Genomic DNA, 23,382 nt, shown 5'->3' with positions numbered 1-23,382 from the left:
TCCAGCACGGAGATCCGGAGGAACGGCCTACGGGTTAGACGTTCAAGCAAGAACCTGGGGATGCAGACTTTTCGAGTAGTCAGGCTACAAGGAGGGGAAGCATTGACCCAAACGATCCTAAGACCATTATCCGGGAACATCGCGAAGCGTCCAAGTCCGAACTTGTATTCCGGGCGAGCCCGGAATACAAAATCTTATATTCACTTGTCAATGAGCAGCAGAATGAACTGGAAATTGACATCCACTTTGGATTTAAACTTATTATACGAGGAGGTTTTTTTTATGGCAAAACAGCTGATTTTCCTCTGCCTGGCCATGCTGCTCTTAGCAGGTTGCACGGCCCAAAACCGGACCCGTGAAGCTGCGCCGGATCGTGTTGAAACGAGGCCGTTAAGCACGGCGGATACGCAAAAGGCCGGGCAAAGAAACGGGGATGCTGGCGGGGCAGCTGCTGTAAACGCGGATATCGAGAGGGTGCGGGAAGCGGTTTGGAAAATGGACAACGCCGTCCCGCATTCGGTATATGTGAACGGGAAAGATATGTGGGTCAATGTCCACACGGAGGAACAGCTGAACCACAGGGAAAGAATGAAAAAAGCGGCGGACATCCGCAGCCAACTTTTGAAAGTGGCCCCCCGTTACGACATTCATGTCCGAATAGACGTGAAATAGGAAATCATCCTAGAAAAGGCGTTTCAGCAGCTGTTTTCATGTATGTGTAAAATTTTACTCGAAGGGGCAAATGAGTGGAAAAAAATGGGAAGACGCTCTATCATCTAATTGTACACTTCAAGATGAACATCTAGAGAGAGAGGTCTTCCCATGGATATTATATCAATAATTGCTGGATTATTAAAGGATACAAAGAGTCTTATCGAATTTGAAGAACAGCTTAAACTTCTGATGCAGAAGGCTTTTACACAATGGGTTGGGGAAATATTTGAAGAGTTAGATAAAACAATTAAACAGGAGAAGTTAGAGGAGGGCTGGGTGTACTGCCGGAGTGATAACAGAAGCGTTCAGTTTCTATTTGGAAGTGTGACTTTTAAACGTTCATTAATGCGTGATAAGAGAGGGAACTCACATTATCCTCTGGATGAATGGTTAGGGCTGGTACCACACCAACGATACAGCCCGTTAGTGGAATTAAAGGTGGCAGAGTTGGCAAGTGAGAACACCTATCGGGAAGTAGCTGATATTTTAAAAGAGTGGACAGCAGTGAGTCTTAGTCACACAACTGTAGGGAACATGGTAAAACACGTAGGGAAAACTCAGGCGGAAGCCGATAAGGCACTTGTAGAAGAGCTAGAAATAGCTGTTTCCCTGCCTGAGGGGAAGAAGGTAGACTACCTGTTTTCTGAAGCAGATGGTGTATTCGTTCGGGGACTAAAAAAGAAACAGAGTATGGAAGTCCACCACGCCATTCTCTATGAGGGATGGGAAACCAATGGAAAAAGGGTCTCCCTGCGTCAGCCCACAGTCATCATGACGACGGAAGACATTCAGACATTTTGGGATGAAGTCCAAGCCACAGCTGCCAACACCTATTCCCTCGAAAAAGCGCATGTCATTACAAACAGTGATGGAGGTGCTGGGTACACAGCTGAACGGTTTCAAACAGCATTCTCACAGTCGGAATTTCCGGTGCTCAACCAGCTGGATACCTACCACGTTGCACAAGCCATCATAAGGACATTTGGGGGCGGAAAGAGCGAGATCAAGGAGCAAATTAGAAAAGCGATTAGAACGCATGACCTGGACCAATTCACGTTATATTTGGATACGCACGAAAGCACCTTGACGGATAAAAAGGCCCTCAAGAAAATCAAGGAATTCCGTTCGTATATCTTGAAAAACTGGGACCGCATTTTTGACTGGAGAGACAGGGTGAAAAACGTGCCGGAAGGTGCGAGAGGCCTAGGAGCGATGGAATCGAATCAAAGGCATATCTCCTTCAGGATGAAAAAAAGGGGCATGCATTGGAGTGAACTTGGCGCAGAAGCCATGGTGAAAATCAAACAAGGCATACTCAATGGGACATTGAGAGAAGCCTATCTGAAACACCGTTCAAGAAGCGAGAGAAAGCAACGGAACTTGAAACAATCCATCAGGATGTCTCAACTACTCAAGCAGCCTGTACGCCCGTCAGTGGGCGTAAAGCACGGATCAGTTGCCCTGCATTCAAGCAGTTCATCGGCAATGGGACATTTAAGCAAAATATTAGAGCTTTCGTTTTAAGCCTGGCTCAGTGGGGACTGATCGTTGAGGCGCGCGAAATTTACGAGACTCCTGCGGGAAAAGCGAGCCAGGAGAGACCCCGCAGCGAGGTACGAGCGAGGAGGCTCGCCGGCCGCCCGCGGAAAGCGAGTGAATTTCGCGCGCCTCAACATCCCCGTTATCCATCTTTATACGAAAATACTACATCTTTTCCGAAAATTACACCGAGCAAGTAAAGCACGGTAGCCGAAAGTGTACAAAAAGAGTGTCTTGGAATACCCGATATTTAAACCTTGTCGAGAAAAACTTGACACATACTGTTTTCATGTTCCGCTTTAAGTTTCCCCGTGCGTATACTATAATAAACTTGTTATGTCTTAGGGCGGATTTTGCTGTTATCGGAACGGGAATACGTTGTGAAATGAGGTGGGGTTCGATGTTCGATCGGTTGCAGGCCGTGGAAGATCGGTACGAAAAGCTGAACGAGTTGTTAAGTGATCCTGAGATCGTCAATGATCCGAAAAAACTGCGGGAGTATTCGAAGGAGCAGTCGGATTTACAGGAAACCGTACAGGTGTACCGTGAATATAAAGAAGTGCAGAAACAGCTCCAGGATGCAAAGTCGCTTCTTTCGGAAAAACTCGATCCTGAAATGAAGGACATGGTGAAAGAAGAGATCCATGAGCTCGAGTCAAAAATCCCGGAATATGAAGAGCGCCTGAAAATTTTGCTCCTGCCGAAAGACCCGAATGATGAAAAAAATGTTATCGTGGAAATCCGTGGGGCAGCCGGCGGGGATGAAGCCGCGTTGTTTGCAGGCGATCTGTACCGCATGTACATGCGTTATGCCGAATCGCAAGGCTGGAAAATCGATGTGATTGAAGCCAATGTCACGGGGATCGGCGGGTACAAAGAAATTGTGTTTATGGTGAACGGCAAGGGTGCGTATTCGAAATTGAAGTTTGAAAACGGGGCTCACCGGGTGCAGCGTGTGCCGGAAACGGAATCGGGCGGGCGTATCCATACGTCTACGGCAACGGTTGCGGTTTTGCCGGAAGCGGAGGAAGTCGAAGTGGATATCAATGAGAAAGATATCCGGGTCGATACATTTGCATCAAGCGGGCCGGGCGGGCAAAGCGTCAACACGACAATGTCGGCTGTGCGCCTGACCCATATTCCGACCGGGATTGTCGTGTCCTGCCAGGATGAAAAATCGCAGATCAAAAATAAAGAAAAAGCGATGAAAGTGCTTCGTGCCCGCATTTATGATAAATTTCAGCAGGAAGCGCAGGCGGAATATGACGCCAACCGGAAATCTGCCGTTGGAACGGGGGATCGTTCCGAGCGGATTCGTACGTACAATTTTCCGCAAAACCGTGTGACGGACCATAGGATCGGGTTAACGATCCAAAAGCTTGACCAGGTGCTTGATGGCAAACTCGATGAAATCATTGATGCCCTCATTCTTGAAGACCAGTCAAAAAAACTGGAGAGTGTGAATGGCTGATGGATGGGAACATAAAAGTGTATGAAGCCTTGCAGTGGGCTTCTTCTTTTTTAACGGAAAACGGCCGCGACGCGCAAGCCGGGGAGATCTTGCTCGGACATTTTCTGGATATGGATCGCACCCGCCTGCTTTCCAACTTGCGGATGGTTTTGCCTCCGGATGTGGAGGCGAAGTTCCGGCAAGCGGCAGAAGCCCATGCAAAAGGGGTTCCGGTCCAGCATATTACGGGCTATGAAACCTTTTACGGACGAAAATTTTTTGTCAACGGGGATGTGCTCATTCCGCGCCCGGAAACGGAAGAACTAGTGCAGGGTGCAATCGGACGGATCCGCCGTCATTTCGGGGAAACAAAAGGGCTTAAATTGGCAGATATCGGGACAGGGAGCGGCATTATCGCGACCACAATTAAATTGGAGTTGCCGGAGCTTTTGGTGTACGCCTCCGATATTTCGGAAAAAGCGCTTGCCGTAGCTGAAAAAAACGCTGAAGCCCTGCATGCGGATATCCGGTTTGTGCACGGAGATCTGCTCCAACCGTTTATACACGGCGAGAAATTGGACATTGTTTTATCCAATCCGCCGTATATCCCGGAAACGGACCGGAGCTCGTTATCCGTTGTGGTGCGCGACCATGACCCTGAAACGGCCCTGTTTGGCGGAGAAGACGGCCTTGCGTTTTACCGGCGCTTTATGGAAACATTGCCGTCTGTTTTAAGCAAGCGGGCGCTCGTCGGTTTTGAAATCGGGTCAGGCCAGGGGGAGCGCGTTTCCTGCTTGTTGCGGGATACATTTCCGGAAAGCGTTGTGGAAGTGGTCCGCGATATCAACGGCCATGAGCGGATGGTGTTTTGCGAAAAAAATTAGCTTTTTTTCAGATTCATAGTTTAAAATCCCCTGTTCCTGCCCACAATGGGAATATGAAGGGACGGGGGAAGAAAATGAAAAGAAAAACAGTGGTTTCATTGTATATTTTCATGTTATCGATCGCAACGATCATCAGTTTATATGCACCGAAACAAAAAGCGGTGGAGGCTGAAACCATCGTTATTCCGAAAGATGCGATCCGGCTGCGCATTCTGGCAAACAGTGACAAGCCGGAAGACCAGGCAGTAAAACGGAAAATCCGCGATGAAGTAAATACGAACATCGCCAAATGGGTAGGCCACTTAAATTCCAAAAAAGAAGCGGAAAAAGTCATCCGCTCCCACTTGCCGGAAATTGAAAGCATTGCAAGAAGGGTGATGGCGGAAGAACAGCTGGACGAACCGGTAAAAGCCGAACTTGGTAAGGTCGCCTTTCCGACAAAATTATACGGCCAGTACTTATATCCGGCCGGGAAGTATGAAGCGGTTTTGATTACGCTTGGGGAAGGCAAGGGCGCCAATTGGTGGTGCGTCCTGTATCCGCCCCTCTGTTTTCTCGATTTTTCCAACGGCGTTGCAACAAGCAGCAGGGGTGAAGAAAAGAAATCGGAAACAAAGAAGGTTGCGACTTCCAATGCCCGCACAAAACCTGCCGAAGCGGCGACAGCTGAAAAAGTGAACCGGAAACCGCATGAAAATCAACCAGCGGCACAAGACCGCAAAACGAAACAGCCAGTCGGTGAAACAGCAAACCACACTAGCGCTGTTTACGCCGGAGAGGATGGCGAGGTGGAGAAAAAGCTGCTGATTGTGAAAGTGATCAAAGAACTGTTTTAACATTTTCCACCCGGATTGTGGAAAGCTCGGACAAACGGGCTGGAACAAAGACGGGTTATCAACAAAATGCGAAGTATTATCCACAAGTTGTGGATAATACTTGTTTCATTTTTCGAACTTTTGTATACTTGCCGGGAGAAAACTTGATAAATAAATATCCTGGCAGGACCGATGATTGGATGGAGAAAGGTGAAAAAGAATGGAAACAAAATACTGGGTTGTGGATAAAACTGTGGAGAATCCCGGTGCTTATCCACAACTTGCAGAAGCAGCGCAGTTACTGAAAGAGAAGCAGACAGTCGCTTTTCCGACTGAAACGGTATACGGTTTAGGAGCCGATGCAACAAGCGATGAAGCGGTGGATAAGATTTTCAAGGCAAAAGGAAGGCCATCCGATAATCCGCTGATTGTCCACATTGCGGAGGAAAAGCAGCTGGAAGAATTGGCGGAAGAAATACCGGAAACGGCGAAAGTGCTGATGAAAGCTTTTTGGCCGGGCCCGCTTACGCTCGTTGTAAAAGTAAAGAAAGGGGCATTGTCCGAAAAGGTGACGGCCGGGCTGGACACGGTCGGGATCCGCATGCCCCGGCATCCGGTTGCACTGGCGCTTATTCGCATGAGCGGGCTGCCGATTGCCGCCCCGAGCGCCAACCGGTCCGGCAAGCCGAGCCCGACATTAGCTCGCCATGTCCGGGAAGACCTTGCCGGTAAAATTGCCGGCATTGTGGACGGCGGAGAAACGGGTGTCGGAGTGGAATCGACCGTGCTCGATGTGACAGCGGAAGTGCCTGTGATTTTGCGCCCGGGCGGTGTTACGAAAGAACAGCTCGAAGAACGGATTGGAAAAGTGAGGCTTGATCCGGGACTTAAGGGAACTGGTGCTGGCGCCCGGCCGAAAGCACCCGGCATGAAATATACGCATTATGCGCCAGATGCGCCGGTTTATCTTGTGGATGGCAGCATAGCTTTTATGCAGCAAATGATCGATGCGCACCGGAAAAAAGGGGAAGTAACAGGAGCGATTGTGACGGAAGAAACGTCCGGTATCGTCCGTGCTGATGTGGTGGCAGTTTGTGGCAGGCGGGCATCCCTTGAGACCGTTGCCCAGCACTTGTATGATACACTTCGGTCGTTTAATGCGCAAAAAGTGGATGTGATATTTTCTGAAATTTTTCCGCGTGAAGGCATCGGCCGGGCGATTATGAATCGGCTTGAGAAAGCAGCGGGGCATCGTTATGTAAAAGAAGAGGATGTTCAGTAACCCGGACGCTTTTAAACTGCCCTTATCGCTTGGTGCTGTTTTATTGCGGATCGGGTGCGCGGGCGGTTTCGGATGATCTGCGGCTTCTAAAACGCCCCGGACGTGCATAAGCTGGAGTAGGCACGTCCAAAGGGGGAAAAAGAGATGGCAGTCATCGCAGAAATGGTAACTTTGGCGATCATGGCTTTGGCGCTCGGTATGGATGCTTTTTCGGTAAGCCTCGGCGTGGGCATGATGCAGCCCAGACTGAGGCAAATCTTTTACATAGGTTTAACGGTCGGCATTTTTCATGTGTTGATGCCGGTTCTCGGCATTTTTGCGGGCCATCTTCTCTCCCGTACTTTTGGCCTATTTGCCCAGTATATTGGTGGCATATTGCTCGTGATTATGGGGATACAGATGATTGTATGGGTCTTCAAAAAGGAGGGGGCGCAAGCTGTCAGCCCGTCCGGATGGGGAACGATGCTGTTTGCGTTGAGTGTAAGCCTGGACAGTTTTTCTGCCGGGCTATCACTTGGCATTTTCGGCGTGCGGACTGTTGCTGTTATGATTTGCTTCGGCGTTGCTGCTACATTTTTAACCTGGCTCGGCCTTTTGATTGGCAGGAAATTCCAGGGTTGGATCGGGGTGTACGGCGAAGTGCTCGGGGGAACGATCCTCGTTGTTTTTGGACTGAAATTGCTATTTTCTATTTAGAAAAGCCGGCTTCAATTTTCCGGCGTTTTTTTATCTATCAACAGATTGACCTTGTAATTAAGGTCTTTTTTACTATAATAATAGTAGATTTAAAAGTTCAGGATAGGAGGACAGCCTTTGAATATCCTTTTTGTTTGCACCGGGAATACATGCAGGAGCCCGATGGCGGAGGCCATTTTAAAAGCTAAACAGCTGACAGGCATTGAAGTGGAATCAGCCGGCCTTTTTGCGCCCGAGGGTGAAGACGCTTCTGTCCATACCTACGAAGTACTGAAAGAAAATGGAATCGATTTCCGCCACCACGCCCGGAACCTTTCGGAGAATTTGGCGGGTTGGGCTGACGTGATTCTTACGATGACGTCCGGGCACAAACAGGCAGTGGCAGCACGGTATCCGCATGCCCGCAATAAAACGTTTACGATCGCGGAGTATGCCGGAAGCAGCGGGGATGTGCCGGATCCGTACGGCGGCAGCCTGGATGCTTACAGAGAAACTTATCAACAATTGCATGCATTGATCAATCGTTTGATTAAAAACAGGAAAATGGGAAACCAGGGGCGGGTGTGACGGATGGAAAAGCGAAGCTATAGATTCAGTTTAACGAAGAAAATTGTATTGTTCGTAACCGGGCTGTCTTTTATTACATATTCGGCAAGCGGTCTTTTCATTTATCTTATTTATCCGTTTTTTTCCGACTGGATAAAGCTGCCGTGGTTTATTGTCATTACACTTGCATTAGGGATTATCTGGTCCGGGATTTTAAGCTTTTTCGGTTCATTCCTGATTGCAGGCCCGATGCGCAAGTTAGAAGATGCAGCCCTTAAAGCGAGCCGCGGGGATTTAAGAGATGAAGTCCCCGTGCCAAAATCGGGCGATGAAATTGAGTCGCTCGCAGCGGCTTTCAATTCCTTGCTTTCCAATTTGCGGGAGACGGTTGAACAAATTGATGAAAATGTGGAACGCACCAAAGAAAGTGTGTCGGAAATATCGGAGAAAACGGCACTGGCTGCGGGCCAGGCGGAACATGTAAACAAGACGGTGGAAGAGATTTCACTTGGCGCCGAGCAATCCGCGGCTGCCACCCAATCTACGGCTGACCTCGTTGAAAAAACCTATCAGCTTGCATCCGAAGTCCGCGGGAAAGCGGATACTTGCAAAAAATCTTCTGATCACATGCTGAGCGAATTAAAGACGAGCAAAGAGACAATGGACTCACTTATATCAGGTGTTGAAAATCTGGCAAAAGAAAATACCATCTCGCTGGAAGCCGTTCGGGATCTTGCGGAAGAAACGAAGAAAGTGGAGGGGATCATTTCTTTTGTCGGTGAAGTCGCGGCACAAACCAATTTGCTGGCGTTGAATGCTTCTATTGAAGCGGCACGCGCCGGGGAATACGGGCGCGGGTTTGCGGTGGTCGCAAATGAGGTCCGGAAGCTTGCGGATGAAAGTGCCCAGGCCGTTCAGGGCATTACCGGGATGATCCAGCACATTGAGCAGGAAGGTACACGGGTTGTCGAACAAATGACTGTACAAGTTCAAAAAGCCAATGAAGAAGTGCGCAGAGGACAAAAGGCCAATGAAGCGATGGACAGAATGACGGAATCGATCCATTTGGTTGCGGGGGCAGTTGAAAAAATTGCCGGTATGGCCAAGAACCAAATGGATGCGATTCACGAAGCTTCGAGCCAGTCGCAGGAAGTGGCGGCCATTACCGAACAGACTTCTGCCGGGGCAAAAGAAGTCACGGCGATTACAAATGAGCAGGCGCAGAACATGGAATTGATTGAAAGGCTTATCGCGCAGCTCGAGCAGGATGCGGAGAAATTAAAAGGGAGCACCCGCCGCTTTCATATCCGGTGAGTTTTTCGCCCGCCTGGTTTTGGACGGGGAGCACCGGTTTTGGCTGGAAGAAGCGCGGCAATTCAGGTTTTGTGCCGGGAAATCCCGCAAGACAAGAGGAGATGCGGGAACATGCGGCCGTATGCCTGGCATTTTTCCGGGGACGATGGACGTTTTAAACGGGCCGGAAATTTTAACAGCCATGGAACCTGGCCTCTAAGACGCTTTATTTTCTTTTTCGACGTTCTGTGCCACAATAGAATCAGAAGCATGAAGGAGGGGGAAGAACATGAAAGTGGCATTGGCTTCAGACCACGGCGGTAAGCATCTTAAACAGGAAATTGCCGGTTTGCTTCAGGATCTGGGTGTTGCCTACGAAGATTTCGGATGCGATTGTGAAGGGTCGGTTGATTATCCGGATTACGCGCTTCCGGTTGCGGAAAAGGTGGCAAAAGGGGAATTTGACCGTGCGATCCTTATTTGCGGCACCGGAATCGGGATGTGTATTTCCGCCAATAAAGTAAAGGGTATCCGTTGCGCGCTTGTGCATGATGTCTTCAGCGCGAAGGCTACAAGGGCCCATAATGACAGCAATGTCCTCGCCATGGGAGAGCGGGTCATCGGGCCGGGGCTGGCCTGTGAAATTGTAAAAGAATGGCTCGGAACGCCGTTTGAAGGCGGCCGCCATGCGCGCAGGATTGAGAAAATCGCGCAGTATGAACAAAAATAACAGAGGTGTTTTTGTTGCAATCAGATTCGGCACGTTTGGAAGAACAGTTGGACCGCATGCTGGATGAATTTTTCCGGCAGGTGCCAATGAAAAAAGGACAGGTTTTTGTTGTTGGCTGCTCGACATCCGAAGTAACCGGGAAAAAAATCGGGACAGCAGGGGCAATGGATGTCGCCGCCATTATTTATGACAGTGTACAGATGTTTGCACGCCGGTTCGGATTCCAACTGGCATTTCAATGCTGCGAACACCTGAACCGGGCGCTTGTGGTTGACCGTTCGCTTGCTGATGAAAAGGGATGGGAAGAAGTGACGGTCGTGCCTGTCCGGAAGGCGGGTGGCGCGATGGCTACGTATGCATACGCTCACATGGAAGATCCCGTTGTCGTCGAATATATCCGGGCTGACGCGGGCATCGACATCGGAGATACATTGATCGGCATGCACTTAAAGCATGTTGCCGTGCCTGTAAGGGTTTCCGAAAAAGAGCTGGAAAAAGCCCATGTTACATTTGCCAAAACGCGGCCGAAACTGATCGGCGGCGTGCGGGCGGTTTACGAAAAAGAACAGCCGGAATAAGGACCCCTATACTGCCCTGCATGTTGTATGCGGGGCATGTTTTTTTTCTTCCTGTCAAAAAAATGGACAAATTTTGCAAAGCATTATGGTAAAATAAAAAAGAATATGAAAACAATCTTGAGGGGGTACCGAATTGAGCCATATTGCAAATCAAGACAAGGAAGTTTACGAGGCGATCCGGCAGGAATTGAACCGGCAAAGAAACAAGATTGAACTCATTGCCAGCGAAAATTTTGTCAGCGAAGCGGTGATGGAAGCACAAGGCTCCGTTCTGACCAACAAATACGCGGAAGGCTATCCGGGGCACCGTTATTACGGCGGATGCGAATATGTGGATATTGTGGAAGACCTTGCGCGGGAGCGGGCAAAACAGCTTTTTGGTGCCGAACATGTCAATGTCCAGCCGCATTCTGGCGCACAGGCCAATATGGCGGTTTATTTCACCATTCTGGAGCACGGCGATACGGTGCTTGGCATGAATTTGTCCCACGGCGGGCATTTGACACATGGCAGCCCGGTCAATTTCAGCGGCATGCAGTACCATTTTGTGGAATACGGTGTGGATAAGGAAACGCAGCATATTGATTATGAAGATGTATTGGAAAAAGCGCGCGTACATAAGCCGAAACTGATTGTTGCCGGTGCAAGTGCATACCCCCGCACGATTGATTTTAAAAAGTTCAAGGAAATTGCGGATGAAGTCGGCGCCTATTTAATGGTGGATATGGCGCATATTGCAGGGCTTGTGGCTTGCGGGTTACATCCGAACCCTGTGCCGTATGCGGATTTTGTGACGACCACAACGCATAAAACATTGCGGGGACCGCGCGGCGGCATGATTTTATGCAAAGCGGAATTTGCAAAGAAAGTGGACAAATCGATTTTCCCGGGGATCCAGGGCGGCCCGCTTATGCATGTGATTGCGGCTAAAGCCGTCGCTTTTGGAGAGGCGCTTACAGACGGGTTCAAAATCTATTCGCAAAAAGTGGTGGATAACGCAAAACGGCTGGCGGAAGGGCTCCAAAAAGAGGGATTTGACCTTGTATCCGGCGGGACGGATAATCATCTTATTCTCGTTGATTTGCGCTCTTTCGGCATTACCGGGAAGGATGCGGAGAAAGTGCTCGATGATATCGGCATTACGGCCAATAAAAATACGATTCCGTATGACCCGGAAAGCCCGTTTGTGACAAGCGGTCTCAGAATCGGCACACCCGCAGTCACAACAAGGGGATTCGGCCTTGAAGAAATGGATGAGGTGGCATCCATTATCGGATCGGCATTGAAAAATCCGGATAACGAAGCAGTCTTAAAAGAAGCGGCAGGACGCGTCAAGCATCTTACGGAACGCTTTCCGCTGTACGCCGGCCAAAACTAAGCAGGGGTTTTATCCCGCTTTTTCCGGACGGATGGCTGGTCCGCTTCCAATGTGGCATAAAAACAAATTCGAGTCAGAACCGGCAAAAAAATTGAGCAGGATGGCCCCGTAAAACGCGGGGCTGGATCCTTTCGCCCGGCCTCAGGATTTTCTTTTGGCTTTCCTTGAGATTGGGCGCTTTTTTCGTGTAAAATGGTTGGGGTAAGCATTTGCCGAACCTGATACCAACCTTTAAAGGAGAGAATTCATTTGAGCACACTTCATGTCATTGACCACCCGCTGATCCAGCACAAGTTGACGTATATCCGCGATAAACATACGGGGACAAAAGAATTCCGCGAACTTGTCGACGAAGTATCGACTTTGATGGCATTTGAAATTACCCGCGATATGCCGCTTGAAGAAATTGAAATTGAAACGCCGGTCTGCAAGGCAAAATCAAAAATTTTATCCGGCAAAAAAATCGGCATTGTCCCGATCCTGCGTGCGGGCCTGGGCATGGTCGACGGCGTGCGGAAACTGATCCCGGCTGCAAAAGTCGGACATGTCGGCCTGTACCGCGATCCGAAGACACTGACGCCGGTTGAATATTACATAAAACTTCCAAGCGATGTAGAGGAACGCGATTTTATTATTGTCGATCCGATGCTGGCTACAGGCGGTTCTGCCGTGGATGCGATCCAGTCTTTAAAACAGCGAGGCGCAAAAAACATTAAATTCATGTGCCTGATTGCATCCCCTGAGGGTGTGAAAGCCGTACAGAGAGCCCATCCGGACGTTGATATTTATACAGCAGCCCTTGATGAGAAGCTGAATGAGCAAGGGTACATTGTGCCGGGCCTCGGAGATGCGGGGGACCGCCTGTTTGGAACAAAATAAAATGTATGGATGCGCTTCGTGTTTTACAATTTTGTTAACCCTGCAGAAACAGGCTGGTAAAAAAATAAAAAGGGTCTATAATAACGGTATGTTTTCGGTATATAGATGAATGCCAGGTATGTAAACGATTGGAAAAAGGGCGCAAGCTTACGCCAGTGCAGGCGTTTCCTTCCTATTTCGGGAGGCGGGATGACCTTTTCTCGAAAAAACAAGTTCTAATGACTATATCAAGGAAACTCCTATTGACATTGGATAAGCGCTATTGTATGCTAAAAAAGTGTACATAATGAGAAGGTTTTCATATGGTTGGGATTCTACTATTTATATGCCGGAAATCTGAAAAACCAGTAAAGCCGGAGCTGCAGGCTACTCGTAACCTTAACAAATTGTAAGTTTTGGTTAAGAATGTTGCGATTTGCCAGGTGAAGTGACATACCGCTTTCCTGCTGTGCTGCAATTGATCGGCGTCCCTTGTCAGGAGTGTTTAAGGCATGCCGGAACTTCTACGTATCTACAAAAGGCTGCGCAAGTATTTGGTGATTCTTTTGTGCCTTTATTTGACGGGGGCGATGTTTCCCGGTTGCCGCTCTGTTTTCCTCGGGCTTTTGCTTGGCACAGCTGTTAGCCTCTTTAACTTATGGCTTATGGTGAAGAAAACATTGGCGGTTACCGATGTTTCCTCAGGCAAAAAAAGGGTCTCGCTCGGTACCGGGATGAGAATGGCGACTGCTGTCCTCGCGGTGGCGGTGGCGCTCCGTTTTCCGGATTTGTTTCATCTTTTAGCTGTAGTGATTGGCGTAATGACATCTTATCTGGTCATTATGATAGATTTTTTTGTAGGTTTGCTTCAACAAAGAAAAAAGTAAAGTGAGGTGAGTTTCGGTGGAACATAAGCAACCGATAGTTGAATTCATGGGGTTGTATTTTAACCTGTCCAACGTCATGATGATTACTGTCTCATCATTGATCGTGTTCATCATTGCGGTCATCTCAACAAGAAAGTTGGCGTTGAAACCTACAGGCATGCAGAATTTTATGGAATGGGTCATGGATTTTGTAAGAGGGATCATTAAAAGCAATATGGACTGGAAAACCGGCGGCGTCTTTCACATTCTGGGTCTAACACTGATCATGTATATCTTTGTTTCCAATATGCTTGGATTGCCGTTTATGGTTGTTTATGACCATTATTCCTGGTGGAAGTCACCTACTTCCGACCCGGTTGTTACCCTTACGCTGGCTGTTCTGGTCATGGGCCTGTCCCACTTTTACGGTGTCAAAAAGAGGGGGTTTGGCGGATATCTGAAAAGCTATGCTGAACCGTTATGGTTTCTGGTCCCGATTAACCTGATCGAACAGTTTGCCAACACATTAACATTAGGGCTCCGGCTTTATGGGAATATTTATGCCGGCGAAGTGTTGCTGTCGCTGCTTGCGGGCACTTTGGCGATGCATACAAACATTTGGGGGACAATCGGAGCAATTATTCCGACCCTTGTATGGCAAGGATTTTCCATTTTTGTCGGCACGATCCAGGCATATATCTTTACCATGTTAACAATGGTTTATATTTCTCATCGGATTGCCCATGAGGAATAACCATTTCTATATTTTTGAAAAATCACCTATTTATATATTCCAAAGGAGGAAATCTTATCATGAGTTTGGGTATTCTTGCAGCAGCAATCGCAGTTGGTTTGGCAGCATTGGGCGCCGGTATTGGTAACGGTCTTATTGTCGGTCGTACAGTTGAAGGGATTGCAAGGCAGCCGGAAGCACGCGGTCTTTTGCAGACAACAATGTTTATTGGTATCGGCTTAGTTGAAGCTCTTCCTATCATTGCGGTTGTTATCGCATTTATTGCACTGGGAAGATAAGGAAAATGTTGACGGCGAAGCGGATTCTAAGAAACCTTCGCCTTTCCTTTATGATTTAGCCAAGAATCGTTGTGGCTTTTGTTTTGAGCGGTTCAAGGCCATCTTCTTTGAACCATTTTGCTTCTTTTTTGGTAAAGGGTGCGAAAGAATGTTTTAAGAACGTGTGGAAGGGAGTGAACCCGGGTGTCCCAGACTGATTTAGTACTCGGATTTGTGCTAGGGAAGCTCAACACAGGCGATATTTTATTCCAGGCCATCATCTTTGTTGTGTTGCTTCTGTTATTGAAAAAATTTGCTTACGGTCCTCTTGTCGAAATGATGAGGAAACGTGAGGAACATATTGCAAAAGAAATTGAAACGGCGGAAAAAAACCGCGAAGAAGCAGCCAAGCTTTTGGAAGAACAGCGCAAGTTGCTGAAAGAAGCACGCGTTGAAGGCCAGAATTTAATTGAAAACGCAAGGAAACAAGCAGAAGTGCAGCATGATGATATCGTTGCAACAGCGCGTCAGGAAGCAGAACGCATGAAAGATGCAGCCAAAGTTGAAATCGAACAGGAAAAAGCAAAAGCTGTTGCTGCTTTGCGTGAACAGGTAGCATCCTTGTCCGTGATGATTGCCTCTAAAGTGATTGAAAAAGAAATTTCCGAGAAAGACCATGAGAAATTCATACTCGATTCTATTAAAGAGGCAGGAGAAATGAAATGAGTAATGAGGCGGTAGAAAAACGGTACGCTTCGGCACTTTTCGAGCTTGCAAAAGAGCACGGGCAGCTTCAAGAGATCGAAAAAGAAGTCCGGGCGGTAAAAGAGGTTTTTGAGGAAAACGAACCGTTCCGAAAGCTCCTTAAATCTCCGAAATTGACGATAGAAAAGAAACAAGAAATCCTTAAAAACATTTTTTCCGGATTATCCACTTTCACTTTGAATTTGTTGTTGCTCTTGACTGAGCGGCACAGGGACGAGCTCATCCCGAGGGTATGCCGTGCTTTTATTGAACGGGTGAATGATGAACGCGGTATTGCAGATGCACTTGTCTACTCTGCTCGCCCGCTTTCTGCTGACGAGAGCAAAGCGATATCCGAAGTATTTGCCAAAAAGGTCGGAAAGCGGTCTTTAAACATTGAGAATATCGTGGATGACGGTCTGCTGGCCGGATTAAAGATTAGAATCGGCAACTCTATTTTTGACAGCAGTTTGCGCGGAAAATTGGAACGTCTTGAAAAAACATTAATCAGTTAAGTGAGAAATGAGGTGCTGGATTTATGAGCATTAAGGCTGAAGAAATCAGCTTGCTGATAAAAAAACAGATTGAAAATTACCAGTCTGAAATTGAAGTGAGCGATGTCGGTACCGTTATCGAAGTCGGTGACGGGATTGCGCGTGCACACGGTCTTGACCAGGCCATGTCCGGGGAACTGCTGGAATTTTCCAACGGGGTCATGGGGCTTGCGCAGAACCTTGAGGAAAGCAATGTCGGGATCATTATTCTCGGGCCTTACCGCGAAATTCATGAAGGCGATGAAGTAAGGCGTACAGGCCGGATCATGCAGGTGCCGGTCGGGGAGGAACTCATCGGCCGTGTCGTCAACCCGCTCGGCCAGCCGGTTGACGGGCTCGGGCCCATCAACACAACGAAAACCCGCCCGATTGAATCTAAAGCGCCTGGCGTAATGGACCGGAAATCGGTAAGCGAACCGCTGCAAACGGGGATTAAGGCGATCGATGCACTTGTGCCGATCGGCCGCGGGCAGCGGGAATTGATTATTGGCGACCGCCAAACTGGTAAAACGACTATTGCGATTGATACGATTATAAACCAAAAAGACCAGGACATGATTTGTATCTATGTTGCGATTGGCCAAAAAGAATCGACCGTCCGCGGTACAGTTGAAACGCTCCGCAAATTCGGGGCTTTGGATTATACGATTGTGGTAACGGCTTCCGCTTCGCAACCGGCGCCTCTTCAATACCTGGCACCGTATGCCGGTGTTGCGATGGGCGAAGAATTCATGTACAACGGAAAACACGTGCTCGTTGTGTATGATGACTTATCCAAACAGGCTGTTGCTTACCGTGAACTTTCCTTGCTCTTGCGCCGTCCGCCGGGCCGTGAAGCATATCCTGGCGACGTATTCTATTTGCACTCCCGCCTGCTTGAACGTGCCGCCAAATTAAGCGATGCAAAAGGCGGAGGTTCATTGACCGCCCTGCCGTTTGTTGAAACACAGGCCGGCGATATTTCGGCTTACATTCCGACAAACGTGATTTCGATTACAGACGGGCAGATCTTCCTGCAGTCCGACTTGTTCTTCTCAGGTGTCCGCCCGGCGATCAATGCAGGGTTATCCGTATCCCGCGTAGGCGGTGCCGCGCAAATCAAGGCAATGAAAAAAGTTTCCGGCACACTGCGCCTTGACCTGGCATCTTACCGTGAACTTGAGTCATTTGCCCAATTCGGGTCGGATCTGGATAAAGCCACCCGGGCAAAACTGGCACGCGGGCAGCGTACGGTTGAAGTATTGAAGCAGGACCTGAACAAGCCAATCAAAGTGGAAAAACAAGTATGCATCCTGTATGCATTAACAAAAGGATTGCTGGACGATATTCAAGTGGAAGACATTCTCCGTTTTGAATCGGAACTTTATGACTGGCTGGACCAGAACCGGGCATCACTGCTCGAAGAAATCCGTACAACCGGAAATCTTCCTGACGATGAAAAAATGAAAGAAGCCATTCAGGCATTTAAAAAGACCTTCGTAGCATCTGAACATCAATAATTGGACAGAGAACCCCGTTACCCGTATGCGGCATGCGTGCTTTTTCACTGCAGCATCCGAACCGGAGGCAAACGGGCCGGACAGACAAAGGATTTCAATCCAGGATTGGAATCCTGATTAACTCACAAGGGTGGTGAAGTGAAGTGGCATCCTTACGCGATATAAAAAACCGGATCAACTCTACGCAGAAAACAAGCCAGATTACGAAGGCCATGCAGATGGTGTCGGCTGCAAAACTGAACCGTGCGGAATTGTCCGCCAAATCATTTGTCCCCTACATGGAGAAAATGCAGGATGTAGTAGTCAGCATTTCCCAGGGGACAGGCGGCGCCCGGCATCCGATGCTTGTTTCCCGCCCGGTTAAAAGGACCGGTTATTTCGTGATCACATCTGACCGCGGACTGGCCGGCGCTTTTAACAGCAACGTTTTAAGGCTTGTAACCCAGACCATCCGGGAACGCCATCAATCTGATGATGAATATGCGATTATTGTGATCGGCCGTACAGGATACGAATTTTTCAGGCGTCTAAAGATGAATGTTGTGCTGCAGATTGTCGGCCTGTCTGACCATCCGACATTCCAGGATATCGAAAATATCACGAAGAAAACGGTCGCGATGTATGAAGACGGGACATTCGATGAGTTGTATTTGTATTACAACCATTTTGTCAGCGCCATTAGCCAGGATGTGACGGAAAAAAGGCTGCTGCCGCTTACGGATGTAACGGCGACAAACCGGCTCATTTCCTATGAATTTGAACCGTCTGCAGAAGAAATCCTGAATGTTTTGCTGCCGCAATACGCAGAAAGCCTTATTTATGGCGCGCTGCTGGACAGCAAAGCAAGTGAACACGCGGCACGCACGACTGCAATGAGAAATGCGACGGACAATGCAACTGAATTAATCGACTCGTTGACATTGACATATAACCGTGCCCGCCAGGCATCCATCACACAGGAAATTACAGAAATTGTCGGTGGAGCAGCTGCACTGGAATAATTTCCGTTTTGGCAAACCGCTCTTTTGCCGAAACGGAACGGGCATGTGCCATCAAGCAAGTTAGGAGGGAACAGTATGAGCATTGGACACGTTCTGCAAGTAATGGGTCCGGTAGTTGACGTAAAGTTTGAAAACGGTCAGCTCCCTGATATTTATAACGCATTAAAAATCAATTATAAAGCAAAAAATGCCAATGAAGTGGATATCAATGTCACACTGGAAGTTGCATTACACCTGGGCGATGATGCCGTCCGCACGATTGCGATGGCTTCCACAGACGGCATCCGCCGCGGCATGGAAGTGGTGGACACAGGTGCGCCGATCTCTGTACCGGTAGGGGAAGCAACCCTTGGCCGTGTATTTAATGTCCTCGGGGAAGTCATTGACCTTGACGGCGAACTGAAAGGCAATGTGCGACGCGACCCGATCCAAAAACCGGCGCCTTCTTTCGAGCAATTATCCACGCAGGTTGAAATTCTTGAAACCGGCATTAAAGTCGTTGACCTTTTGGCGCCTTACATCAAAGGTGGGAAGATTGGCTTGTTCGGCGGTGCCGGCGTTGGCAAAACCGTGTTAATCCAGGAACTGATTAACAACGTTGCACAGGAACACGGCGGTATTTCCGTATTCGCCGGCGTAGGAGAACGGACACGTGAAGGGAACGACCTCTACTACGAAATGAAAGATTCCGGCGTTATTGCCAAAACAGCGATGGTGTTCGGACAAATGAACGAACCGCCTGGCGCACGGATGCGTGTCGCTTTAACAGGGCTGACGATGGCTGAATATTTCCGTGATGAGCAAGGGCAGGACGTATTGCTCTTTATCGATAATATTTTCCGTTTCACACAGGCAGGTTCTGAAGTTTCTGCGCTGCTCGGCCGTATGCCGTCAGCCGTAGGTTACCAGCCGACCCTTGCAACCGAAATGGGTCAGCTGCAGGAACGGATTACGTCGACCAATAAAGGTTCCATTACTTCCATTCAGGCGATTTACGTACCTGCTGACGACTATACTGACCCGGCTCCGGCCACAACATTTGCCCACCTCGATGCGACGACAAACCTTGAACGGCGTTTGTCGGAAATGGGGATTTATCCTGCTGTGGATCCGCTCGCTTCGACATCAAGGGCATTGTCCCCTGAAATTGTCGGGGAAGAGCATTACAATGTTGCCCGCCAGGTACAGCAAACATTGCAACGTTACCGCGAGCTTCAGGACATTATCGCGATCCTCGGGATGGACGAACTGAGCGAAGATGACAAAATGATTGTTGCGCGGGCTCGGCGCATCCAGTTCTTCCTGTCGCAAAACTTCCACGTTGCGGAACAATTCACAGGCCAGCCTGGATCTTATGTGCCGGTTAAGGAAACCGTCCGCGGCTTTAAAGAAATTCTTGAAGGGAAATACGACCATCTTCCTGAAGATGCTTTCCGCCTCGTAGGCACGATCGAGGATGCTGTGAAAAAAGCGGAAGCCATGGGTGTAAAAGTATAATACGGGACCGGGAGGAAGCAAAATGAGGACATTTGAAGCCAGTGTTGTCACTCCGGACGGCCCGGTATACAATGCGGAAGTAGAAATGGTTATTGCAAAGGCCAAAAGCGGCGAGATCGGCATCCTGTACGGGCATGTTCCGCTTGTTGCGCCGCTTGATATCGGAGTTGTCCGGTTTAAAAACGGCGACCAGGAAAAAGTAGTTGCAGTGAGCGGCGGCATTTTGGAAACACGCTCCAACCAGGTGACCATTCTGGCACAGGCTGCCGAAACACCCGAACAAATTGACATCCGGCGGGCGGAAGAAGCAAAGCAGCGTGCAGAAAAAAGATTGCATCAGTCCCATCAGGATGATACCGATTTTAGACGGGCGGAGCTTGCGTTAAAACGCGCGATGAACCGGATTGATGTCTATCGCCACTTTTCCAGATAACCGCTTTTCCTTACTGTCATTTTATGATCAAAAAGGCACCTTCTGCTTTTTCGGAAGGTGTTTTTCTTTAAGCAGCCGGTTTGCCGGGCAAGGCGCCTGAACGGGCAAAAACAGGAAGGGAATGAGGACAGATGACAGCTGAATTCGGAACGCAGGCAGTGCTCAGCATCCTTGTGAATTTGTTTTTTATTGGCATGACGTTTTGGATCCTTCAAGCCGTCCATATTGACAAGATCATAAAGAAAAACCGCATTGTCCAGGCAAGGCTTTTGTATATTTTCCTTTCTGTCGCAATCGGATACAGCGTCAGCAATTTTTTCCTTGACTATTTGCTATGGGCGCAGCGCCTGCATTTCCTGTTCCAATGACGGGTACCGCTAAGCATTGTTTCAAAATTCCAATTGATCGGTTCTTTTGAGGCTGAAAAATGGTTCGTTTTTCCTGTTTCCAAAAAATTATCCGTTGCATACAATTTAGGTATGCTTTTTTGACAAAATTCATTATACTAGTGTATAGGGTGTCAAAACTTGACGACTTTTACCTGGTATGTCTGCCGTCTCTCTTGTTAACACTTTTAATAAGGGAGAGGGGAGCGCAAAGATGAAATTCCGATTTGTATATCCGGTTTTGGCAATTGTTGGTTTGACACTGATTTTCATGGGGAATAAGACAGATGCGGCCAATTTTACGGATCAATTGCAGTTATTTCAGGCGTCCATTGCAAAATTGAACGGCAAAGTCACTGAATGGTCTTTATATACAAGAGAACCCCTGCGGGCGCCGTCCGAACCGGAATGGGCCGAAAAAGTGCAGACATTGCAGGATACATTCCCTGAAATGCACTGGTCGGTAAAAAAGGACAGGCATGTGAAGGTGCTCACGGGCAAGCTGGAAAAAAGCCATTATGTCGAAACCGTAAAATTGATGTCGACCCTATCAAATGCTGAAAACGGTTCGTATATCATTTATGAAGTGAATGGCAAAGGATGGGACCGCGCGCAAATGCGCAAAGTCAATCAATTGGTATCTGCCCGCACTCGAGCGCTTTTTACGAAAAAGCCCATGGTTTTCTCTTGTATCAAAGGCGAATTCAGTGATAAAATGGATCATGTTTTGTTACGTGGAAAAAAAGAACAATTGCTGAAACGTCTTGATGCGCAAGAAATTGAAACAATGGAAGAAAAGAACTTTTATGCGGTTTCCGGATACTCGCCTAAGTTTTCTGAAAATATCCATGCCAAAAACCGGAAAATGAATGTGCAAATCGGTTTGCGAGACAGCGGTTTGGGCGGTAAGCCAACGGTCGTAATTGGCACACCCATCATTACGATTGAATATTAATATAGAGAATATGGACGCGGAGGGGAATACTCTTGGAAAAGATCATCGTCCGCGGCGGAAACAGGCTTCAGGGCACCGTTCAAGTGGAAGGTGCAAAGAATGCCGTATTGCCTGTGATCGCTGCATCGTTATTGGCAAGTGAAGGAAAAAGCATCATACGTGATGTACCACAACTCTCCGATGTATTTACAATCAGTGAAGTGCTGCGCCACTTGAATGCTGAAGTTACGTTTCTGGATAATGAAATCACTGTAGATGCATCAAGGGAGTTATCAATTGAAACGCCTTTTGAATATGTACGCAAAATGAGGGCATCTTTTTTAGTGCTGGGGCCGTTACTGGCAAGAACCGGGAAAGCAAGGGTCGCATTACCGGGAGGCTGTGCCATTGGATCCCGCCCTATTGACTTGCACTTAAAAGGATTTGAAGCAATGGGCGCCAAAGTAGATGTGGGAAACGGCTTTATTGAAGCGTCTGTATCCGGCCGCTTGCATGGCGCGAAAATATATATGGATTTTCCAAGCGTCGGCGCAACCCAGAATATCATGATGGCCGCATCGCTGGCTGACGGACAAACGGTCATTGAAAACTGTGCAAAAGAACCTGAAATTGTGGATCTTGCCAATTTCCTGAATGAAATGGGCGCAAATGTAAAAGGTGCCGGCACGGGAACCATTAAGATCGAAGGTGTGGAGAAGCTGCATGCTGCTGATCATACCATCATACCGGACAGAATTGAAGCAGGGACATTTATGGTTGCCGCTGCGATTACAAAGGGAAATGTGTTGGTAAAAGGTGCGGTACCTGAGCATATTTCTTCCTTAATTGCAAAGCTGGAGGAAATGGGTGTCACCATCATTGAAGAAGAGAACGGTGTCCGGGTTATCGGCCCGGAAACATTAAAGGCAGTAGACATAAAGACAATGCCTTATCCGGGATTCCCGACCGATATGCAGTCGCAAATGATGGCGCTCCTTTTGTGTGCTGAAGGCACGAGCGTGATTACGGAAACGGTATTTGAAAACCGATTCATGCATGTGGAAGAATTCCGGCGCATGAATGCGGATTTAAAAATAGAAGGGCGTTCGGTTATTGTGAACGGGCCGTGCAATTTGCAGGGGGCTGAAGTTGCCGCAACAGACCTGCGGGCAGCCGCCGCTTTAATTATTGCCGGGCTGGCGGCAAAAGGCATTACCCGGGTGACCGAATTAAAACATCTGGACCGCGGCTATTTGAACTTTCATTTAAAACTGGCTGCACTTGGGGCCGACATTGAAAGGGTCGACGACGAAGCGGAAGTTGCGCCGGCAAAACAAGATCAATTGCTTGCTGACGCCAATCTCTAGTTTGTATAAAAACCTCTGTACATATTCCCCATGTGCAGGGTTTTTTTTTCGCCATTTTTCTGCCGCTGTTCCCATTATGGACAAAACAGGCCGGTTTCAAACGTACAGGCCTTGATTTTTCATGCAGTTGTTGAAACAGTTTATGCTGAAACGCCGTCCAATGCGTTTCCTCCCGCCTCAAGCGATGCGCCTCCGGAACTTATCCGGTTGTCGCCAGAGCGCGCCGGGAAGGTTCGTCGGCTTTTTTTCGGTGCTGCCCCATGCTTGCCCCGCACACCCTTGAGCGTGCATTTTTAATCATAAATGCTTGTCCCGTCCCATAAATTG

Annotated in this window: 25 protein-coding genes; all 25 read left to right on the top strand. The window is 48.3% G+C overall.

All coding sequences use genetic code 11. The annotated features are described in order from the left end of the window. The first annotated feature begins 282 nt into the window (after positions 1-282). The 25 genes from NST70_RS16375 (at position 283) to murA (ending at position 23,055) form a co-directional block, all read left to right on the top strand. Entirely contained in the window at positions 283-672 is a 390-nt protein-coding gene (locus NST70_RS16375; RefSeq protein WP_035183232.1) for a hypothetical protein, read from the top strand. A gap of 150 nt (positions 673-822) precedes the next feature. After that, positions 823-2,238: an ISLre2 family transposase gene (locus NST70_RS16370; RefSeq protein WP_048339784.1), complete on the top strand. Its 1,416-nt coding sequence runs from the start codon at positions 823-825 to the stop codon at positions 2,236-2,238. Positions 2,239-2,653: 415 nt separating this feature from the next. Further along, the gene (prfA, locus tag NST70_RS16365; RefSeq protein ID WP_014096748.1) at positions 2,654-3,724 is read left to right on the top strand and encodes a peptide chain release factor 1; all 1,071 of its coding nucleotides are present in this window, start codon (positions 2,654-2,656) and stop codon (positions 3,722-3,724) included. Positions 3,725-3,735: 11 nt separating this feature from the next. Next, positions 3,736-4,587: a peptide chain release factor N(5)-glutamine methyltransferase gene (gene prmC / locus NST70_RS16360; RefSeq protein ID WP_026104501.1), complete on the top strand. Its 852-nt coding sequence runs from the start codon at positions 3,736-3,738 to the stop codon at positions 4,585-4,587. Positions 4,588-4,661: 74 nt separating this feature from the next. After that, the gene (gene spoIIR / locus NST70_RS16355; protein WP_014096750.1) at positions 4,662-5,423 is read left to right on the top strand and encodes a stage II sporulation protein R; all 762 of its coding nucleotides are present in this window, start codon (positions 4,662-4,664) and stop codon (positions 5,421-5,423) included. Between the two features lie 199 nt (positions 5,424-5,622). After that, positions 5,623-6,684: an L-threonylcarbamoyladenylate synthase gene (locus NST70_RS16350; protein WP_014096751.1), complete on the top strand. Its 1,062-nt coding sequence runs from the start codon at positions 5,623-5,625 to the stop codon at positions 6,682-6,684. A gap of 144 nt (positions 6,685-6,828) precedes the next feature. After that, the gene (locus tag NST70_RS16345) at positions 6,829-7,380 is read left to right on the top strand and encodes a manganese efflux pump MntP family protein (protein WP_014096752.1); all 552 of its coding nucleotides are present in this window, start codon (positions 6,829-6,831) and stop codon (positions 7,378-7,380) included. A gap of 117 nt (positions 7,381-7,497) precedes the next feature. After that, the gene (locus NST70_RS16340) at positions 7,498-7,947 is read left to right on the top strand and encodes a low molecular weight protein arginine phosphatase (RefSeq protein WP_014096753.1); all 450 of its coding nucleotides are present in this window, start codon (positions 7,498-7,500) and stop codon (positions 7,945-7,947) included. Between the two features lie 3 nt (positions 7,948-7,950). Continuing rightward, on the top strand, positions 7,951-9,240 hold the full coding sequence (locus tag NST70_RS16335) for a methyl-accepting chemotaxis protein (RefSeq protein WP_260832145.1): 1,290 nt from the start codon (positions 7,951-7,953) through the stop codon (positions 9,238-9,240). 268 nt (positions 9,241-9,508) lie between these two features. Next, on the top strand, positions 9,509-9,949 hold the full coding sequence (gene rpiB / locus NST70_RS16330) for a ribose 5-phosphate isomerase B (RefSeq protein WP_014096755.1): 441 nt from the start codon (positions 9,509-9,511) through the stop codon (positions 9,947-9,949). Between the two features lie 14 nt (positions 9,950-9,963). Beyond that, a complete protein-coding gene (locus tag NST70_RS16325; protein ID WP_017550316.1) occupies positions 9,964-10,527 on the top strand; it encodes a TIGR01440 family protein in 564 nt (187 codons plus the stop codon). Between the two features lie 133 nt (positions 10,528-10,660). Further along, the gene (gene glyA / locus NST70_RS16320) at positions 10,661-11,905 is read left to right on the top strand and encodes a serine hydroxymethyltransferase (protein WP_014096757.1); all 1,245 of its coding nucleotides are present in this window, start codon (positions 10,661-10,663) and stop codon (positions 11,903-11,905) included. A gap of 249 nt (positions 11,906-12,154) precedes the next feature. Next, entirely contained in the window at positions 12,155-12,784 is a 630-nt protein-coding gene (upp, locus tag NST70_RS16315; protein WP_014096758.1) for a uracil phosphoribosyltransferase, read from the top strand. A 491-nt stretch (positions 12,785-13,275) separates the two neighbouring features. After that, positions 13,276-13,650 carry an ATP synthase subunit I gene (locus tag NST70_RS16310; RefSeq protein WP_014096760.1) on the top strand — a complete coding sequence of 125 codons (375 nt, stop codon included), beginning with the start codon at positions 13,276-13,278 and terminating at the stop codon, positions 13,648-13,650. A 16-nt stretch (positions 13,651-13,666) separates the two neighbouring features. After that, positions 13,667-14,383 (top strand): F0F1 ATP synthase subunit A, encoded by a 717-nt coding sequence (gene atpB, locus NST70_RS16305; RefSeq protein ID WP_014096761.1) that lies wholly within the window; start codon positions 13,667-13,669, stop codon positions 14,381-14,383. A gap of 65 nt (positions 14,384-14,448) precedes the next feature. Continuing rightward, complete coding sequence (gene atpE, locus NST70_RS16300; protein WP_026104500.1) at positions 14,449-14,661, top strand: F0F1 ATP synthase subunit C; 213 nt, start codon at positions 14,449-14,451, stop codon at positions 14,659-14,661. Between the two features lie 183 nt (positions 14,662-14,844). Beyond that, a complete protein-coding gene (atpF, locus tag NST70_RS16295; protein ID WP_014096763.1) occupies positions 14,845-15,366 on the top strand; it encodes a F0F1 ATP synthase subunit B in 522 nt (173 codons plus the stop codon). After that, the gene (locus tag NST70_RS16290; RefSeq protein ID WP_211062395.1) at positions 15,363-15,899 is read left to right on the top strand and encodes a F0F1 ATP synthase subunit delta; all 537 of its coding nucleotides are present in this window, start codon (positions 15,363-15,365) and stop codon (positions 15,897-15,899) included. The genes atpF and NST70_RS16290 overlap by 4 nt, the downstream gene beginning before the upstream one ends. A 23-nt stretch (positions 15,900-15,922) precedes the next feature. Further along, a complete protein-coding gene (atpA, locus tag NST70_RS16285) occupies positions 15,923-17,437 on the top strand; it encodes a F0F1 ATP synthase subunit alpha (RefSeq protein ID WP_061574252.1) in 1,515 nt (504 codons plus the stop codon). A gap of 143 nt (positions 17,438-17,580) precedes the next feature. Further along, entirely contained in the window at positions 17,581-18,438 is an 858-nt protein-coding gene (gene atpG / locus NST70_RS16280) for an ATP synthase F1 subunit gamma (RefSeq protein WP_342475458.1), read from the top strand. Positions 18,439-18,513: 75 nt separating this feature from the next. Next, complete coding sequence (gene atpD / locus NST70_RS16275) at positions 18,514-19,935, top strand: F0F1 ATP synthase subunit beta (protein ID WP_014096767.1); 1,422 nt, start codon at positions 18,514-18,516, stop codon at positions 19,933-19,935. Between the two features lie 22 nt (positions 19,936-19,957). After that, complete coding sequence (locus NST70_RS16270; protein ID WP_285958503.1) at positions 19,958-20,368, top strand: F0F1 ATP synthase subunit epsilon; 411 nt, start codon at positions 19,958-19,960, stop codon at positions 20,366-20,368. A gap of 131 nt (positions 20,369-20,499) precedes the next feature. Then, a complete protein-coding gene (locus NST70_RS16265; protein WP_013860723.1) occupies positions 20,500-20,736 on the top strand; it encodes a DUF1146 family protein in 237 nt (78 codons plus the stop codon). 232 nt (positions 20,737-20,968) lie between these two features. Beyond that, positions 20,969-21,709 (top strand): YwmB family TATA-box binding protein, encoded by a 741-nt coding sequence (locus tag NST70_RS16260; RefSeq protein ID WP_342475457.1) that lies wholly within the window; start codon positions 20,969-20,971, stop codon positions 21,707-21,709. A 32-nt stretch (positions 21,710-21,741) separates the two neighbouring features. Next, entirely contained in the window at positions 21,742-23,055 is a 1,314-nt protein-coding gene (murA, locus tag NST70_RS16255; protein WP_041819519.1) for a UDP-N-acetylglucosamine 1-carboxyvinyltransferase, read from the top strand. Positions 23,056-23,382 lie beyond the last annotated feature (327 nt).

It is taken from the genome of Weizmannia sp. FSL K6-0777, assembly GCF_038593185.1.
Taxonomy (GTDB): domain Bacteria; phylum Bacillota; class Bacilli; order Bacillales; family Bacillaceae_C; genus Weizmannia; species Weizmannia faecalis.
Note: the sequence above shows the minus strand (reverse complement) of the source record. Positions and strands in the feature narration are given on the sequence as shown.